19 protein-coding genes and 1 pseudogene are annotated in these 16,022 nt (G+C 69.9%); 10 read left to right on the top strand and 10 right to left on the bottom strand.

Annotated elements, in window-relative coordinates:
• The first annotated feature begins 97 nt into the window (after nucleotides 1-97).
• From HUT06_RS11230 to HUT06_RS11220, 3 genes are all read left to right on the top strand, one after another.
• Nucleotides 98-277 (top strand): DUF6104 family protein, encoded by a 180-nt coding sequence (locus HUT06_RS11230; protein WP_138638061.1) that lies wholly within the window; start codon nucleotides 98-100, stop codon nucleotides 275-277.
• Between the two features lie 88 nt (nucleotides 278-365).
• The gene (locus HUT06_RS11225; RefSeq protein ID WP_176195668.1) at nucleotides 366-1,190 is read left to right on the top strand and encodes a DUF4097 family beta strand repeat-containing protein; all 825 of its coding nucleotides are present in this window, start codon (nucleotides 366-368) and stop codon (nucleotides 1,188-1,190) included.
• Between the two features lie 5 nt (nucleotides 1,191-1,195).
• Nucleotides 1,196-1,918 carry a PadR family transcriptional regulator gene (locus tag HUT06_RS11220; protein ID WP_176195667.1) on the top strand — a complete coding sequence of 241 codons (723 nt, stop codon included), beginning with the start codon at nucleotides 1,196-1,198 and terminating at the stop codon, nucleotides 1,916-1,918.
• Nucleotides 1,919-1,948: 30 nt separating this feature from the next.
• On the opposite strand, the gene HUT06_RS11215 is transcribed toward HUT06_RS11220, so the two are convergent.
• The gene (locus tag HUT06_RS11215; protein ID WP_176195666.1) at nucleotides 1,949-2,917 is read right to left on the bottom strand and encodes a zinc-binding dehydrogenase; all 969 of its coding nucleotides are present in this window, start codon (nucleotides 2,915-2,917) and stop codon (nucleotides 1,949-1,951) included.
• Nucleotides 2,918-3,003: 86 nt separating this feature from the next.
• Between HUT06_RS11215 and HUT06_RS11210 the strand changes: the two genes are divergently transcribed.
• Nucleotides 3,004-3,567, top strand: coding sequence for a hypothetical protein (locus tag HUT06_RS11210; protein WP_176195665.1), 564 nt, complete (start codon nucleotides 3,004-3,006; stop codon nucleotides 3,565-3,567).
• Nucleotides 3,568-3,593: 26 nt separating this feature from the next.
• On the opposite strand, the gene HUT06_RS11205 is transcribed toward HUT06_RS11210, so the two are convergent.
• The 7 genes from HUT06_RS11205 to HUT06_RS11175 all read right to left on the bottom strand — a co-directional run bounded on the left by HUT06_RS11205 (nucleotide 3,594) and on the right by HUT06_RS11175 (nucleotide 8,837).
• Nucleotides 3,594-4,061: a hypothetical protein gene (locus tag HUT06_RS11205; protein ID WP_176195664.1), complete on the bottom strand. Its 468-nt coding sequence runs from the start codon at nucleotides 4,059-4,061 to the stop codon at nucleotides 3,594-3,596.
• A gap of 286 nt (nucleotides 4,062-4,347) precedes the next feature.
• Nucleotides 4,348-4,734 (bottom strand): hypothetical protein, encoded by a 387-nt coding sequence (locus HUT06_RS11200; RefSeq protein WP_176195663.1) that lies wholly within the window; start codon nucleotides 4,732-4,734, stop codon nucleotides 4,348-4,350.
• Between the two features lie 41 nt (nucleotides 4,735-4,775).
• Entirely contained in the window at nucleotides 4,776-5,330 is a 555-nt protein-coding gene (locus tag HUT06_RS11195; protein WP_176195662.1) for a hypothetical protein, read from the bottom strand.
• Nucleotides 5,327-5,902: a MauE/DoxX family redox-associated membrane protein gene (locus HUT06_RS11190; RefSeq protein WP_368407026.1), complete on the bottom strand. Its 576-nt coding sequence runs from the start codon at nucleotides 5,900-5,902 to the stop codon at nucleotides 5,327-5,329. The genes HUT06_RS11195 and HUT06_RS11190 overlap by 4 nt, the downstream gene beginning before the upstream one ends.
• A 258-nt stretch (nucleotides 5,903-6,160) precedes the next feature.
• Nucleotides 6,161-6,913: an amino acid ABC transporter ATP-binding protein gene (locus HUT06_RS11185; protein ID WP_176201292.1), complete on the bottom strand. Its 753-nt coding sequence runs from the start codon at nucleotides 6,911-6,913 to the stop codon at nucleotides 6,161-6,163.
• Nucleotides 6,914-7,007: 94 nt separating this feature from the next.
• On the bottom strand, nucleotides 7,008-7,922 hold the full coding sequence (locus HUT06_RS11180) for an amino acid ABC transporter permease (RefSeq protein WP_176195660.1): 915 nt from the start codon (nucleotides 7,920-7,922) through the stop codon (nucleotides 7,008-7,010).
• 3 nt (nucleotides 7,923-7,925) lie between these two features.
• On the bottom strand, nucleotides 7,926-8,837 hold the full coding sequence (locus HUT06_RS11175; RefSeq protein ID WP_176195659.1) for an ABC transporter substrate-binding protein: 912 nt from the start codon (nucleotides 8,835-8,837) through the stop codon (nucleotides 7,926-7,928).
• Nucleotides 8,838-9,195: 358 nt separating this feature from the next.
• Here HUT06_RS11175 and HUT06_RS11170 point away from each other — a divergent pair, with 358 nt between their 5' ends.
• The 3 genes from HUT06_RS11170 (at nucleotide 9,196) to HUT06_RS11160 (ending at nucleotide 12,155) form a co-directional block, all read left to right on the top strand.
• Nucleotides 9,196-10,386 (top strand): NADP-dependent malic enzyme, encoded by a 1,191-nt coding sequence (locus HUT06_RS11170; RefSeq protein ID WP_176195658.1) that lies wholly within the window; start codon nucleotides 9,196-9,198, stop codon nucleotides 10,384-10,386.
• 366 nt (nucleotides 10,387-10,752) lie between these two features.
• Entirely contained in the window at nucleotides 10,753-11,523 is a 771-nt protein-coding gene (locus tag HUT06_RS11165) for a protein-L-isoaspartate O-methyltransferase (RefSeq protein ID WP_254715114.1), read from the top strand.
• Nucleotides 11,524-11,630: 107 nt separating this feature from the next.
• Nucleotides 11,631-12,155, top strand: coding sequence for a GNAT family N-acetyltransferase (locus HUT06_RS11160; RefSeq protein WP_176195657.1), 525 nt, complete (start codon nucleotides 11,631-11,633; stop codon nucleotides 12,153-12,155).
• A gap of 63 nt (nucleotides 12,156-12,218) precedes the next feature.
• Here HUT06_RS11160 and HUT06_RS11155 read toward each other — a convergent pair whose 3' ends face one another.
• Nucleotides 12,219-12,428: a hypothetical protein gene (locus HUT06_RS11155; RefSeq protein WP_176195656.1), complete on the bottom strand. Its 210-nt coding sequence runs from the start codon at nucleotides 12,426-12,428 to the stop codon at nucleotides 12,219-12,221.
• Nucleotides 12,429-12,711: 283 nt separating this feature from the next.
• Here HUT06_RS11155 and HUT06_RS11150 point away from each other — a divergent pair, with 283 nt between their 5' ends.
• From HUT06_RS11150 to HUT06_RS11140, 3 genes and pseudogenes are all read left to right on the top strand, one after another.
• The gene (locus HUT06_RS11150) at nucleotides 12,712-13,566 is read left to right on the top strand and encodes a helix-turn-helix transcriptional regulator (protein ID WP_176195655.1); all 855 of its coding nucleotides are present in this window, start codon (nucleotides 12,712-12,714) and stop codon (nucleotides 13,564-13,566) included.
• Nucleotides 13,563-13,811 (top strand): DUF397 domain-containing protein, encoded by a 249-nt coding sequence (locus HUT06_RS11145; protein WP_176195654.1) that lies wholly within the window; start codon nucleotides 13,563-13,565, stop codon nucleotides 13,809-13,811. Before HUT06_RS11150 ends, HUT06_RS11145 begins: the two co-directional genes overlap by 4 nt.
• A 79-nt stretch (nucleotides 13,812-13,890) precedes the next feature.
• Nucleotides 13,891-14,569: pseudogene (locus tag HUT06_RS11140) on the top strand (transposase family protein); the annotation flags it as partial.
• 593 nt (nucleotides 14,570-15,162) lie between these two features.
• Here the strand turns inward: HUT06_RS11140 and HUT06_RS11135 are convergent.
• Nucleotides 15,163-15,980 (bottom strand): IS5 family transposase gene (locus HUT06_RS11135; RefSeq protein ID WP_176195653.1). Its coding sequence is split into 2 segments (ribosomal slippage): nucleotides 15,163-15,638 and nucleotides 15,638-15,980, totalling 819 coding nucleotides; the frame shifts between segments, so codons are not numbered across the junction.
• Between the last annotated feature and the right edge of the window lie 42 nt (nucleotides 15,981-16,022).

The raw sequence follows: 16,022 nt of genomic DNA, 5'->3' as shown, positions 1-16,022 counted from the left end.
AAGCAGGCGTAAGGGCGTAGACCCGAGGGCTCCGGTGCACCGCGCCGGAGCCCTCGGCGTCCCGATGGCGGAACGCGCAGAAAGAAGACCACCTGCCATGTACTTCACCGATCGCGGCATCGAGGAGCTGACGGACCGGCGCGGCGCGGAGGAGGTCAGCCTGACGTGGCTGGCCGAGCGCCTCCGCGAGTTCGTGGACCTGAACCCGGAGTTCGAGACCCCGGTGGACCGCCTCGCCACCTGGCTCGCCCGATTGGACGACGATGACGACGACTGACCCGCGCACCGTACGCGATATGTCTTGACTTTCCAGCGACGCGACATATCGTGTTTACTGACGGTGGAGCCGGACGAAGGGCATCGCGATGTCACGCTGGACGATCGAGGAACCGACCACCCTGGACTTCGACGGCGTGGTCGCGCTGCGCATCACTCTCATCGCGGGCAGCGTCTCGGTGCTCGCCTCCGACGAGCGCCCGTCCATCATGGTCGGCGACGTCGAGGGCCCGCCGCTGGTGGTCACGCATGAGGCCGGGATGCTGACCGTCACCCACGAGAAGCTGTGGGAGGGCGTGCTGACCTGGCTGCGCACCCACAAGGCGCGCGCCGCGATCACGGTGACCGTCCCGCACGACTGCCCGGTCTCGCTGAACCTCGTGTCCGCGGACGCCGTGGTGACCGGCATGACGACCCGCACGTCCATCAAGAGCGCCTCCGGCGACGTCACGCTGGACGGTGTGGCCGGCGCGATCGACGCCAACACCGTGTCCGGCGTGATCGAGGCCCAGGGCCTAGACGGGACGGTCTCCTTCACCTCCGTCTCCGGCGACCTGTCCCTCGCCGGCGCCACCGTCGACCGGCTCGGCGCCCGCACGGTCAGCGGCCGCATCGCCGCCGACCTCGACCTCGGCGCCGACAGCGCGATCGACGTGAACACGGTGTCCGGCGAGGTGGCGCTGCGCGTCCCCGAGTCCGCCGGCGCGCAGGTCACGCTCAGCTCCGCCGCCGGCCGGATCGAGACGTCCTTCCCCGAACTCGGCCGGCAGGACCGCACGATCGCGCAGAGCGTGTCCGGCAAGCTCGGCGACGGCGCCGGCCGGCTCACGGTCAACACCGTCTCCGGCGCCGTCACCCTGCTCGGCCGCGACGACGACCCGGAGATCACCACCGGCCCCCGAATGGAGAAGTGAGACGCGTGAGCCCCGTTTTCGGGCACGGTCGGCTGCGGCTGTACCTGCTGAAGCTGCTGGAGGAGAGCCCGCGGCACGGCTACGAGGTGATCCGGCTGCTGCAGGACCGGTTCCTCGGGGTCTACTCGCCCTCCCCCGGCACGATCTACCCGCGGCTGGCCCGGCTGGAGTCCGAGGGGCTGGTCACCCACGAGGTCGTCAAGGGCAAGAAGGTGTACTCGCTGACCGACAAGGGCCGCGAGGAGCTGGAGCGCCGGATGGACGAGCTGGCCGAGCTGGAGGAGGAGATCTCCGCCTCGGCGCAGGAGTTCGCCCGCGGCGTGCAGGAGGACGTCCGGCAGACCGTCCGGTCGCTGCGCGAGGAGCTGACGCAGGCCGCGCGGACGATGCGCGACCAGGGCAAGACCACGTCCAAGGAGGCGTGGAAGGAGACCACCGAGCGCCAGAAGGACGAGTGGAAGCGCCAGAAGGACTACTGGCGCGAGCAGAAGCAGGCGTGGAAGGAGGAGTGGCGGCAGAACTGGGACGACGCCTGGAAGACGGCGATCGGCACCCGCGAGGACGTCGCCCGCCTGAAGCTGGAGCGCCTGCTCCGCACATTCGTCGAGGACGTCCGCAAGTCGGCGAAGAAGGCCCGGCTGGACGACGACGGGCTCGCCGCCGCGCAGGCCGTCCTGGACGAGGCGCGCGAGCGGCTGCGCGACGAGGTGTTCCGCAAGAAGCCGTGACCGGGGCGGGCCCCGGCCACGGCTCCCGCCTCACGGCGTGAAGACGATCTTGCCGAAGAGGTCGCCCTCCGCCATGGCGGCGAACCCCTCGCGGGCCCGGTTCAGCGGCAGCGTCCGGTCGATCAGCGGCTTCGTGCCGGTCTTGACCAGGAACCGGGCGAGCCGCTCCAGCTGCGCCCGCGTCCCCATGGTGGAGCCGACCACCGACAGCTGCAGGAAGAACACCCGGTTCAGCTCCGCCGGCGGCACCTGGCCGCTGGTGGCGCCGGACACCACGATCCGGCCGCCGGGCCGCAGCGACTTCAGCGAGTGCGACCAGGTCGCCTGCCCGACGGTCTCGATGACGGCGTCGACCCGCTCCGGCAGCCGTGCGCCGGACTCGAACGCGGCGTCCGCGCCGAGTTCTTGAGCGCGCTTGCGCTTGGCCTCGCTGCGGCTCGTCGCGTAGACCCGGAGCCCGGCGGCCGACGCCAGCGCGATCGCCGCCGACGCCACGCCGCCGCCGGCGCCCTGCACCAGCACCGACGCCCCGGGCTGCAGCTCCGCCTTGTCGAACAGCATCCGGTAGGCGGTGAGCCAGGCCGTCGGCAGGCAGGCCGCCTCCTCGAACGACAGCTCGGCGGGCTTGGGCACGAGGTTGCGGCGCGGCACCGCGACCTTCTCCGCGAGCGTGCCCGGGTGGACCTCCGACAGCAGCGACCGCTTGGGGTCGAGGGTCTCGTCGCCGCCGCCCCGGTCCGGGTCGCCGATCACCGCGTGGACGATGACCTCGTTGCCGTCCTCGTCCACCCCGGCGGCGTCGCAGCCGAGGATCATCGGGAGCTTGTCGGCGGGCAGGCCGACGCCCTTCAGCGACCACAGGTCGTGGTGGTTGAGCGCGGCGGCCTTCACCGTGACGGTCGTCCAGCCGTCCGGTACCTCGGGATCGGGCCGCTCCCCCAGCGTCAGCCCGTTCAGCGGATTGTCTGCGTCGATCTGCGTGGCCGTGACAGCGAACATGAACCGACACTAACCGTGCCGGGGTCCGGTGCGGCGGGCGGGGCCGTCCCCTATCGGCGGCACCGGTTCTCGGGGACAATGCCCCCATGCGCATGCGAGCGCTTCTCCTCGCCGGCCTGCTGCTCGCGGCGGCGGCCTGCGCGGAGCCGGCCGGCGGTGGAACGGAGCGTCCCATGGGCACGGAACCACCCGGCACACTCGCCAACCCCCGCGTCATGAACTGCGCGAACCGGAACGCCTGGTTCCCGGAGGAGACCGCGGGCCCCTACCGGGCCGGGCCGGACGACCTCGTCGCCGGAGACCTGGTCATCCCGGGGCTGCGCGCCTGGGCGGACGCCGACCCGGCCGGGTTCGGGCACGACGGCCGGTACAAGGCGGCCGTCCTGGTGCGGGCGGGGGCGACGGCCACGCTGTCGATCCCCGCCGGCCACCACGACGCGGCGGGCCTGCTCTACGCCGAGGCGACCCGGGACGCGCGCACTCCGTCCGAAGGCGACCACGCGATCACGTTCACGGCGTGCCCCGGCCACGACACCCCGTTCCCGGGGTACCTGTTCGTCCCCCGGCGGCAGCACGTCCCGCTGCTGGTGCGGTCCGGGCGCGAGCCGGCGGCCCGCGAAGACGTCTCCTTCTTCGCGGGCCGCGGCTGAGCGCTCCCGCCCGCCGGGGCGGCCGGTCAGGCGGACAGTGCCAGGGCGGCCGCGGCGGCGCCGAGCAGCACCGGCGCCGCCCGCCGCACCCGCGGTTCCCAGTCCCCGATCCGGTCCAGCAGCCAGACCGGTTCGGGCGGGCCCAGCGGGTCCGAGCGCGGCGGGACGAGCAGGACGAACACCGCGCTCGGCAGGACGAACCCCGCCGCGTACGCGACGCCCGCCCACCAGGGGACCAGGCCGAGCAGCGTCACGGCGAGGGCCGCCCAGGTGAGCGAGGTGACCCGGAACGTCGTCACGACGAGGCCGGTGTCCAGCCCCCACAGGAACGCGCCCCGCGTCGGGCCGAGGCGGTAGAAGTACTGCTGCGGGGTCTGCCGCCGCCACATGGGCGTGCGCAGCCCGAACACCCCGCTGTCGACGGCGACGCAGGCGAGCAGGACGCCCGCCGCCACGAGCTGCGCGACCGTACCCGGTCGCGATCCCAGCGTCACCGCGCCCACCAGGTGGACCGCCGCGTAGAAGGCGGTCGCGGAGATGGTGAAGCCGGTGCCGAGCGCGGCGAACGCGCGGCGCTGGGCGGGCTCGTCGGAGGCTCTCCCCTGGACCAGGGGTCGGAGGTACCCGATGAAGGAGATGCCTCAAAGACTGAACAGCTGGGCGAAACCGGCACAGGCGAGGAGCAGCATCAGTGCCGACAGGAGCACGGTGTGCATGGTGGACACCCCTGGTCAGGCCACGCGCGGGCGTGGCCTGACGTCGGTCGAGGTCGGATCGGTGTCAGCAGCTGTTGGCCCGGACGACCCAGCCCGCGGAGCAGTAGAACGGTCCGCTGCCGCAGCTGGAGCCGCCGGTGCACTCCCCGCAGGCGTACTTGCGGGAGCCGCTGCAGCAGTACCAGACCCGCATCGTGCCCTTCCGGCAGTACGGGTTGCCGGTCGAGCTGATCGGGCAGTTGGGGTTGCCGAAGTAGAGGTTGCAGCACCGCCACTTCACGGCGGCCTCGCCGGGTTGCTGCAGGGCCGTCACGCCGGCGGCGACGCCGACGGCGCCCATGCCGACCCGGCCCGCCCAGCCGAGGAATCCGCGGCGGTCGGAGCGGGGCTCCGCCGCCTCCCCGTGCTTCGTGTGTCCTGCGTGTCCTTGGGTTCTTCGCCGTCCGAGCATCTGACTCACACCTCTCCGTACCGCGGGTGGCAGGTCGCAGGTCAGCCGTGGGCCGCCTGCCGGACCTTCTTGCCGTCCCCCTCGAGCGGCGGCAGTGCGGCGAACATCTGCCGGGACGAGGGGACGCTGTGCGCCTTCACCATGCGGCCGTCCTCGACGAGGACGGCGGCGGGCGTGGCGTCGATGCCGAGCCGGTTGACGACGTGCTCGTCCTCGTCGAGCACCACCCGCTCGCCTCTCAGGTCGAACAGGTCGATGAACTCGGCGGCGTCGCCGAGCACGGGCACGACGACGATCCACAGGCCGGGCGGCCTGACCCGGCCCTGGAGCGCCGCGGCCAGCGTGAAGCAGGTCCGGCACTTGTTCGACAGGAACAGCACGGTCGCGCGGCCGGCCGTGTCCAGTTCGGCCGGCAGGCCGGCGGCGCTCGGGACCGTTCCGGCGGCGTCGCCGAGATCGATCAGCACCGGGCTGTCCTCGATCTCCAGGTATTCGCGTATCTGCTTCAGCTGGTGGAACATCTCGACCAGCGCGGAGAATGCGATGAAGACCAGGGCGGCGAGCACGCAAACGAGGATGAGAAGTGCCAGGGTCATCCGAGTGTCAGCTCCTTTTCGCGCACGGGATCGGCGACTCCGATTCCGCTGGATTCGGCGAATGCGGCGCGGTCTCCCCGCAGCGTCCGCAAAGCGCGGGCGGCCGCGGGGAGGAGTATTCCGGTGAACGCGGCCAGCAGGACCGCGAGGCCGGCGAGCCCTTCCTCCGCGGTCCAGCCGGGCGGCTGCGCCTGGGCCAGGCCGGCCGCCGCCAGCCAGACCGGCAGCAGGACGAGCTGGCGGCGCCCGAGCGTCCCGGCGCCGCCCGCGCCGAAGCAGTTGCAGCGGATGCGTTCCCGCAGCGTGAGGGCGCGCAGGCCGGCGGCGGCGAACCCGGCGGCGAACGCGACGACCAGCAGCCGGGGCCACGGCGTTCCGGGGAGCGCCAGCAGCAGGGCGGCGGTGCCGGCCTCGCCGGCGATCACGGCGGCGGCGAGCGGACCGGCCGCTCCCCCGGCGCCGAGTTTCTCCAGGACATCACGGAAAGCCGCGAAAGCGGGCACCTTGGTGAGCGACGAATAGGCGAATACGGCGGCCAGCAGAATCTGCGCAGTTGCTCCGGCGAACGACACGATCGTCAACACGGTCTCCCGCAGTTCAATGGAACTCGGCAGGGGGTGAAAACCGTCGGGAACGGGGGTCCATTGATCATGACCCACAAGATTCCGCGCGGGAACAGTGATCGTCCGGCCCGATGTGGCCACAGAAAAAAGGGCGGCCCCCTTGAAAGGGGACCGCCCGTGGTGCAGGGGCTGCCGCGCGGTGCCGGGGCTGCCGCGCGTGCCGGGGCTGCCGCGTGGTGCGGAGGCCGCCGGGTGGTGGTGGGGCCGCTACAGGACCTTCGAGAGGAAGTCGCGGGTCCGGGGGTGCTGCGGGTTCGCCAGCACCTCGCGGGGCGTGCCCTTCTCGACCACGACGCCGCCGTCCATGAAGACCAGCGAGTCGCCGACCTCGCGGGCGAAGCCCATCTCGTGGGTGACGACGACCATGGTCATGCCGTCCAGCGCGAGCTGCTTCATGACCTCCAAGACCTCGCCGACCAGCTCCGGGTCGAGCGCCGACGTCGGCTCGTCGAACAGCATCAGCGCCGGCTCCATGGCGAGCGCCCGCGCGATCGCCACCCGCTGCTGCTGCCCGCCGGACAGCTGCGCCGGGTAGTTCTGCGCCTTGTCGCTCAGGCCGACGCGCTCCAGCAGCGCCAGCGCCCGCTGCCGGACCTGCTCCTTCGGCTGCTTCTTGACCCACATCGGCGCGCCCATGACGTTCTCCAGGGCGGTCTTGTGGGGGAAGAGGTTGAACCGCTGGAAGACCATGCCGATCTCGCGGCGCTGCGCGGCGACCTCGCGGTCGCGCAGCTCGTAGAGCTTGCCGCCGTGCTGCCGGTAGCCGACCAGGTGGCCGTTCACCCACAGCCGCCCGGCGTTGATCTTCTCCAGGTGGTTGATGCAGCGCAGGAACGTGGACTTGCCCGACCCGGACGGCCCGACGACGCACATCACCTCGCCCTGCCGCACCTCCAGGTCGATGCCCTGCAGCACCTCCAGGCGGCCGAACGACTTGTGCACGTTCTCGGCCTTCACCATCAGGCCGCCGCTCTCGGGCGCGGACGCCCGCGCGGGCTCCTTGGAGAGCGGGTCGCTCACGATGTCCTCACCTCCGCTCACTGGCCACCTCCACTCACTGGCCGCCGCCTCCGCCCCGGAAGCGGATCCGTCCCCCGCGCGGCGCCGACCCCTTGCCGACCCCTCGGCTGAAGTAGCGCTCAAGGTAGTACTGCCCCACCATGAGGACCGAGGAGAGCAGCAGGTACCACAGGCACGCCATCACCAGCATGGGGATGATCTTGTAGGTGCTGGCGTAGATGGTCTGCGCGGTGAAGGTCAGCTCGGAGAACGGGACCGCCGCGACCAGCGAGGTGTTCTTCATCATGGAGAGCACCTCGTTGCCGGTCGGCGGCACGATGACCCGCATGGCCTGCGGCAGCACGATGCGGCCCATCGTCTGCGTCCGGGACATGCCGAGCGCGCTCGCCGCCTCCTGCTGCCCCTCGTCCACCGACAGGATCCCGGCCCGGATGATCTCCGCCATGTAGGCGGCCTCGTTGAGGATCAGCCCGAGGCCCGCGGCCAGCATCGGCGTGACGAGCGCCTGCGTCTTCCAGGTGTGGAACTCGGGGCCGAACGGGATGCCGATCCCGACCGTGGGGAACAGCGTCCCGATCGCGCCCCAGATGAGCAGCTGCGTGTAGAGCGGCGTCCCGCGGAAGAACCACAGGTAGAACCAGGCCGCGCCGCTCAGCAGCGGGTTCGCGGACAGCCGCATCAGGGCGAGGATCGTGCCCAGCACCATGCCGCCGACCATCGCGGCGGCGGTGAGCAGCAGCGTGTTGCGCACGCCCTTGAGGACGGCCTCCGAGGTGATGTACTTGCGCTGCTCCGACCACTCCAGCGCGTCGCTGGTCAGCAGGAAGTGGACGAACATCGCCACCAGCACGAGGACCACAGCCGCCGCCACCCAGCGGCCCGGGTGCCGGACGGGGACGGCCTTGATGGCTTCGGGCCGTCCCCGGTCGGCGTCGGTGTCGACGGTCATCGATCAGCTCTGCGCGGCGTTGACCGCCGGGTCGGTGATCGCGCCGCTCTCCACACCGGCGTCCGTCAGGATCTTCTTGTAGGTGCCGTCGGTGATCAGCGCCTTGACGGCGCCCTGCACGGCGTCCTTGAACTGGCCGGACTGCTTGCTGAGCGCGAACCCGTACGGCGCGGTGTCGTAGACCTGGCCGATGATCTCCAGCTTGCCGGTCTTCTTGACCGCGTCGCCGACGATCGGCGAGTCGGCCGCCATCGCGTCGACCTTGCCCGCGACCAGGTCGTTGTTGACCTCGGTCTGCTCCTTGCGGATCACCGACTTGATCGCCGGCTTGCCCGCGTCGGTGCACTTCTTGCTGCGCGCCTTCAGGTCGTCGACCTGGATGGTGCCCTGCTGGACGCCGATGCTCTTGCCGCAGGCGTCGTCGGGGTTGACGCCCTTGGGGTTGCCGGTCAGCGTGGCCCAGGCCGTCCCCGCCGAGTAGTAGGTGACGAAGTCGACGGCCTTCTCCCGCTCCTTGGTGTCGGTGAAGGAGGAGACGCCGATCTCGTACTTGCCCGACTGGATGCCCGGGATGATCGTGTCGAAGCCCGCGTTGTGGTACTCGGTCTTCAGCCCGAGCTTGGCCGCGACGGCGTTGAACAGGTCCACCTCCCAGCCGACGATCTTCTGCGAGGCCGGGTCGACCGACTCGTTCGGCGGGTAGGCGGCGTTGATGCCGACCGCGATCTTGCCGTCGCTCTTGATGGCGTCGGGGACCATGGCGGCGAGCTTGCTGTCCGCGCTCGTGTTCGCGGCGGCACCGCCGCCCGAGTCGCCGGAGTCGTCACTGTCGCCGCAAGCGGACAGGGCGAGCGCGCCGCCCAGCACGAGCGCGCTCGCCGCGACAAGGCGACGGCGCAGAGAACCGGTGGTCACTGGTCCCCCTTCAGATCGTTTCGTCGGATCCGTACAGATCCGAAGGTCAGGTGCACAGTTTGGCGCACAACCTCCCTGATCTGGATAAAGGGTCCGAAACAATCACGCAACGAGGTAGCGGTCGAAAGGCGCGCCTACCTCCGCTTCACCCACCGTGTGCTACCAGGCCGCTACATGTGGCGACCGTCACGTGACGGTCAACACCTACCCCGGTCACCGGGCGGCCCGCACCCCGTGTGGCACAATCGGACAACGGGTGACCCCCGTACGTCGCGAGATGACCACCCTGGTGAGGCCACCAAACACCACCACCGCGGCGGCATCGCAAGAAAGCCAACTTTCACTGACAGGGGTCGCTGTGGCTGCTGAGCCCATTCCCACCGAACCGCCCTCACTGGAGGACGATCCGGCGTTTCCGCTGCATCGCGGCGGAAAGCTGGAGATGCGGTCGACCATCCCCGTCCGCAACAAGGACGACCTATCGCTGGCCTACACCCCGGGCGTCGCCCGGGTGTGCACCGCCATCGCCGACAATCCCGACCTGGCCTACGACTACACCTGGACGTCCAAGGTCGTCGCCGTCGTCACCGACGGCACCGCCGTGCTCGGCCTCGGCGACATCGGCCCCGCCGCGTCCATGCCGGTCATGGAGGGCAAGTCCCTGCTGTTCAAGGAGTTCGCCGACGTCGACTCGGTGCCGATCGCGCTGAGCTGCACCGGCGTCGACGAGATCGTCGACACGGTGATCCGGATGGCGCCGAGCTTCGGCGGCATCAACCTGGAGGACATCAGCGCCCCCCGCTGCTTCGAGATCGAGGACCGGCTCCGCGCCGCCCTCGACATCCCGGTCTTCCACGACGACCAGCACGGCACCGCGATCGTCGCGCTCGCCGCGCTGAAGAACGCGGCCCGCTTCGTCGGCAAGCCCCTGTCGGAGCTGCGCGCGGTCGTCGCCGGCGCCGGCGCGTCCGGCATCGCCGTCTCCAAGATGCTGATCGAGGGCGGCATCGGCGACATCGCGCTGTCCGACAGCAAGGGCCTCATCCACGAGGGCCGCGACGGCCTGAACCCGGTGAAGGAGCGCATCGCCGCGATCACGAACCGGTCGCACCTGAAGGGCTCCACCGAGGAGGCGCTGCGCGGCGCCGACGTGTTCATCGGCCTGTCCGGCAGCACCGTCCACGAGTCCTGCGTCGCCACGATGTCGGAGAACGCGATCGTCTTCGCCCTCTCCAACCCGACCCCCGAGGTCCACCCGGAGGTCGCCCGCCGGCACGCCAAGGTCGTCGCGACCGGCCGCAGCGACTTCCCGAACCAGATCAACAACGTGCTGGCGTTCCCGGGCATCTTCCGCGGCGCGCTGGACGTCCGCGCCCACAGCATCACCGAGGGCATGAAGCTGGCCGCGGCGAACGCCCTGGCCGACATCGTCGGCGACGACCTGACCGCCGACTACATCATCCCGAACCCCTTCGACGACCGGGTCGCCCCGGCCGTCACCGCCGCGGTCGCCGACCAGGCCCGCCGCGAGGCCGTCAACCGAATCTGACCGCCCGGCCCGTGCTCCCGCACCGGAGCACGGGCCACCGGCCCGTCATACGGTGGGACTGCCATCACGGTCGCCCCTCAACCCTCGACAGCACCAAGATCGCCAGCCTCCGTGTCGTGCCGAATCATGGGATCAGTGTGAGACCAGAGGCTCAGGCACTGACCGGACCCCATACCGTCGCATGACTAGTTTGCAACGACCTCGCTGATAGTCACACTGCGTTGGCCATGCGGTGCTTACCGTTATCTCGACTGACGAATCGGTGAGGTGATTTATGGGTAAGCACGGCAAACCGGTCCAGTGCACGGGCTGCAACGGGTCAGGGAAGCAGGACCAGTGGGACGACGGGAAGAAGAAAGAGGTGACGTGTCCGCTCTGCAACGGTTCGGGGCAGGCGTGAACAGGGCCGACTTCATTCCCGAGCGAATCTGGATACGCCCCGAGGGCGAGCAACTCCGGCCGCTCGACCGCACGGACGATCCGGAGCTGTGGGCGGAGCACGTCGCGGACGAGGAGTCGGTGGTCACCCAGGTCAGCCGGGACGCGAACGGCATGCTCTGGCCGACCTCCTCGTCCTCGGCCCTCCACACCATGCGGCAGATGATCGAGGCCGCAGAGCTGGAGCCGGACCTGAACGTGCTGGAGATCGGCACCGGCACCGGCTACAACGCGGCGCTCATGGCCGACCTCGGCGTCCGCGTCACCACGGTGGAGATCGACCCGGAGCTGGCCGCCGCCGCATCGGCCGCCCTGGAACGGACGGGCTTCGCCGACCGGGTCACCGTCGTCAACTGCGACGGCGAGGACGGCGCCCCCGAGCAAGCGCCCTTCGACCGCGTGATCGTGACGGCTGCAGCTCGCACGATCCCGTACACATGGATCGAGCAGACTAGCGACGGCGGCCGCCTCGTGATCCCCTACTCGGGCCCTGAATGCGCGGGGGCGCTCCTGGTGCTCGACGTCGCAGAAGGGACTGCGACCGGACGCGCGGTAGGCGACGCGTTCTTCATGCCGCTACGGGGTCAGAAGCAGCCGCAATCGGTCCTCCGGGCAGAGCGCGCACCCGACGCACTTCGCAGGCTCCGCATCACCGTCACCCGGACAGGCCAGAACGTCGCCCTGGCCCCCACCGCGTAGATCGTTCACGGCGTGCCCGCGTCCTTACTCCCCCTCACCCGCGCGAACAGCCAGGGCGCCACACCACCGCCGGGCGGTAAGGGACGGCGCGTGGCAGGCTGCAGATCATGGAGCTGAGAACCCCGCGACTGCTGCTACGCGAGTTCCGCGCCGGTGACCACGCCGCCGTACACGCCTTCGCGGGCGACGCCGAAGTGACCCGCTACACCGACTGGGGCCCCAACAGCACCCAGGACACCGCCGCATTCCTGGCCGAGGTCGTGCAGGACGCCGACGCTCTCCCCCGCCACCGGTTCGGGCTCGCCGTGGTCGAGCAGGAGCAGGGCACGCTCATAGGATCGATCGAACTCCAAGTCACCGACACGTCCCACCGGCGCGCGGAAATGGGCTACGTCCTAGACCGCCAGTGGTGGGGACGCGGGTACGCCGGCGAAGCCGCCGCTGCCCTGCTCACCTTCGGCTTCGACGACCTGGGCCTGCACAAGATCACGGCCACCTGCGACCCCGGCAACGCCGCGTCGGCCCGTGTCCTGACCAAGATCGGCATGCGGCGCGAGGGCCATCTCCGCGACCACCTGCACCTGCGGGGCCGGTGGCACGACCGCCTGCTCTATGCGGCCCTGCCCCAATAGCCAGCACCCCCTGGACGAAGACCGACCCCGGAACCCGCGAGATTCCGGGGTCTACTCGTCTCCTCACTGCCCTGGCGACAGCCAGACCAGTCCTGTGGCCGTCCGCCGTGACGCGCTCTCCGGGGTGAGCCACCGCCCGAACCCCCGCCCGCTCAGCGGCACGGTGGCGGCGGAGCCGTCCGGCAGGGCGATCCCGTAGGCCAGGATCTCCTCGACGACCGCTTCGTCCTCACCGGACTCGTCCCTCACCAGCGCGAACAGCCGGGGCGCCACCCCACCCCGAGTTCTACGGCCCACTCCGCCACCTCCGCGTGGTAGACAGGCGTTAGTTCGGATTCGTGGACGTCATCCATCCGGATACCCCCTTCCGAGCCCCGGGCCGGGACGGCTCCGCCTCCACGCGATGATCCGTCCCGGCCCGCTCTTTGCTCGATCGCGACCACAGACTGTGACACATGGTCTACAGTTTGCATACTCGCACCCGATCCGAAGTTGAACAAGTTGTTCACCAAGATTCTTGCGAGAAGGTGTCCCAGAGCGAGGAAGGGAGTCCGACATGGCCGAACGGCAACGGGCGACACTGCGCTCCCAGTGGCTCGGACAGCAACTGCGCGAGTTGCGGGACGACAGCGGCCTGATGCTCAAGGAGGTCGCCGAGTACCTCCAGCGCGATCCGGGAACCGTCAGCCGGTTCGAGTCGGGCTTCTACCCGATCCGCCGCCCCGATCTGATGGCCCTGCTCGACCTGTACGGCGTCTCGGACCGGCAGCGACGCGACGCACTCATGACCCTCAGCCAGGACGTCTGGCAGAAGGGCTGGTGGGACGGCTACGCCGCCGACGTCGTGGGCTCACTGATCGACTACGCCTGGCTGGAGTCACGAGCCGACCTCATCCGCTCCTTCGCCGCCATAGTCGTCCCCGGCCTACTTCAGACCCCTGAGTACGCCGAAACCGTGATCCGTATCAACGACACCGATGCGACTCCTGAACAGATCAGTCGCTGGCACGAGTTGCGCATGGACCGCCAGCAGGTACTGGCAGGCGACGCTCCACCTCGCCTATCGGTCGTCTTGGACGAAGCAGTACTGCGCCGTCAGATCGGCGATCCACAGACCATGGCGGACCAACTCAGCCACCTCATTCGTTGTTCTGCCAGGTCCGCGGTGGACATCCGCGTGCTGCCCTTTCGCACCAGGACTCCGGTGAGTACCTATGGCAGCTTCGAGATCTTCGAGCTGCCCGAGCCCTTCCCGCGGGTCGCGTACACAGAGACGATGGCAGGCACCATCTACGTTGAATCACCCGAGAGCGAGCGGTTCTCACGGACGTACGCTGGACACGAGTCCCTGGCCCTCGGGCCGGCCGAGTCAGTCAATCTGATCTCGGCGATAGCAGAGGAATGGCGATGAGCGAATCACACCCCTCAGAAGCACTTACGCCTCAGCAGCGCGCCGACGTCGCATGGCACATCAGCAGCTTCAGCCCCAACAACGGCGGCAACTGCGTCGAAGCCGGGCCGCTGGCGGACGGCACCGACCGAGTCGCCGTCCGCCACAGCCACCGCCCCGACGCCGAAACCATCATCTACACCCGCGCCGAATGGGAAGCCTTCCTCGCCGGCGTCCGCAACAACGAATTCGACTTCTTCCACTAAAGGCTGCCCCGTAACGAGGGGCGACCAAGATCGTTGATCTCGCTGTCGAGCAGGTGATCAGGCCGATCGGGACGAGCGGGTGCCGGGGTTCACCGGCCTGTCGGTGCGGCAGTTCCGCCGTCTGGTGCGGATCGTTGCAGGTCGCGGCGGCGAGGAGATCGGCTCCGGGCGACGCTGGAGTCTGCCGCTGGCCGACTGGGTGCTGCTGATCGCGGTGTACTACCGCACCAACCTGACGCTGCGGTAGGTCGCACTGCTGTTCGGGTGTCGAAGTCGGCTGCGCATCGGCTGGTTGACCACCTGGCGCCGCTGCCGGCACTGGCCCGGTCACCCACCAGCATGCCCCGGACGCGGTGCTGATCGTGGACGGGACACTCGTGCCCGTTCACGACCGGACGATCAGCGCCTCGTCCAAGAACTACCGGTACTCGGTGAACATGCAGGTCGTCATCGACACCAATACCCGGCTGGTGGTCGCGGCGGGCGTCCGGTGCGGGGCAACCACAACGACTGCACGGCCTACCGCGATTCGGGCGCGGCTCGGGCGTGCCGGGGTGCGCACGTGATGGCCGACGGCGGCTACCAAGGAAACCGTCAAGTCATCATGCCCTACCGGCGCCCCTCAACTGCCCGCCTGGCAGCACCAGCTCAACACCGTCCGCAAACAGGTTCGGGCCCGCGTCAAGCACGCCTTCGCGCACATGAAGTGGTGGAACATCCGGCGCAACTGCCGCCGCAAACGCGACGGCGTCCACCACACCACCCGCGGCACCGCCCTCATGCGCAACCTGACAATGGTCGGCTGCCCCGGCCTGGACCGACAGGTCACCGGCAGCACACTCGACCGCGCTCCTCCACCATTACGGGACAGCCTTTAGTGTCCTGCGCCTGGAATCTGTTGTAGGTGTCTCGTGGGTGGCCAGTTGTCGCAGACCGGCTGCGGCGCCGGGCGGGGTCTGTTCCGATGTGAGGGTGGCCGCTTCCCGGGCGTTGTCCGGCAGGATCAAGGGTGGACGTCCGGGCCGGGGCTCATCGGCCGGTCCTGCTGGCCCGCGCTCGGTGAACCTGTCGCGCTACTCCGCCGCCGTTGGCGGTGAGACGCCCAGCTCGGCGGCAACGGGCGTGTGGAGCGCACCCGGGCTAGGCGCATGCCGACACGATCCGGCACCGCAACGCTCACGGCTGCGACCAGGCCGCCGCCCGCGCCCCACGCTCCAACTCCGCCCGCTCGGGCGCGGTCACCGAAAGGCACCTCTGTCGTCCCGCCCCCGCCACCGACCCAGCACAGATATGCACCACGGATATCAATCGCAGAACACCAGGTGCGAAAAGTGGTCACTAAGAGTGTGTCTCATGTGGGGAGTTTGGCGAGTTTCTTGTAGCAGGTGATGGTGGCTGCGAGGACGAGGAAGGCGTTGAACAGGTGGCCGTGGCGTTCATAGCGGATGGTCAGGCGCCGATAGCCGAACAGCCAGGCCAGCGTACGTTCGATCTTCCAGCGGTGGCGGCCCAGCCGCTCGCCGGACTCGACGCCGGCCCGGGCGATGCGCGGCACGACCCCGCGCCCGCGCAGCCAGGCGAGGTGCTCGGCGGAGTTGTAGGCCTTGTCGGCGCGGAGTTTGGCGGGCCGCCGCCGGCGTGGTCCGCGTCGTGACCGGATCGGCGGCAACGCCATCAGCAGCGGTTTGAGCGCCTGGCTGTCGTGGACGTTGGCGGCCGATACCGCCACCACCAACGGCAGCCCGCCAGCGTCGGAAAGCACGTGGAGTTTGCTGCCCTTCTTGCCCCGGTCGACCGGATTAGGGCCGGTCAGCGTGCCCCCCTTTTGGCCCGGACGGCGGCCGCGTCCACGATCGCCGACGCCCAGTCCACCTGCCCGCGCGCCCCGAGTTCGTCCAGCACGGCATGGTGCAACCGCGGCCACAACCCCGCGGCCGTCCAGGCGGTGAACCGCCGATGCGCCGTCGGCACCTTCACCCCGAACTCACCCGGCAGATGCCGCCACGCGCACCCGCTGGTCAGCACGTACACGATCGCGGTGAACACCGCCCGATCGTCCACCGGCGCCGTCCCGCCACCCTGCCGGCGCGGCGTGAACTCCGGGACCAACGGCTCGACGATCGCCCACAACTCATCCGGCACCAACCGGAGCGCAAGATCCGACGACACGATCCCCGATCATGCCGCACCACCCATCAAATCCACGTGAGA

Origin of the sequence: Actinomadura sp. NAK00032 (assembly GCF_013364275.1) — a bacterium.
Classification (GTDB): Bacteria; Actinomycetota; Actinomycetes; order Streptosporangiales; family Streptosporangiaceae; genus Spirillospora.
This window is presented reverse-complemented; position numbering and strand designations above follow the sequence as displayed.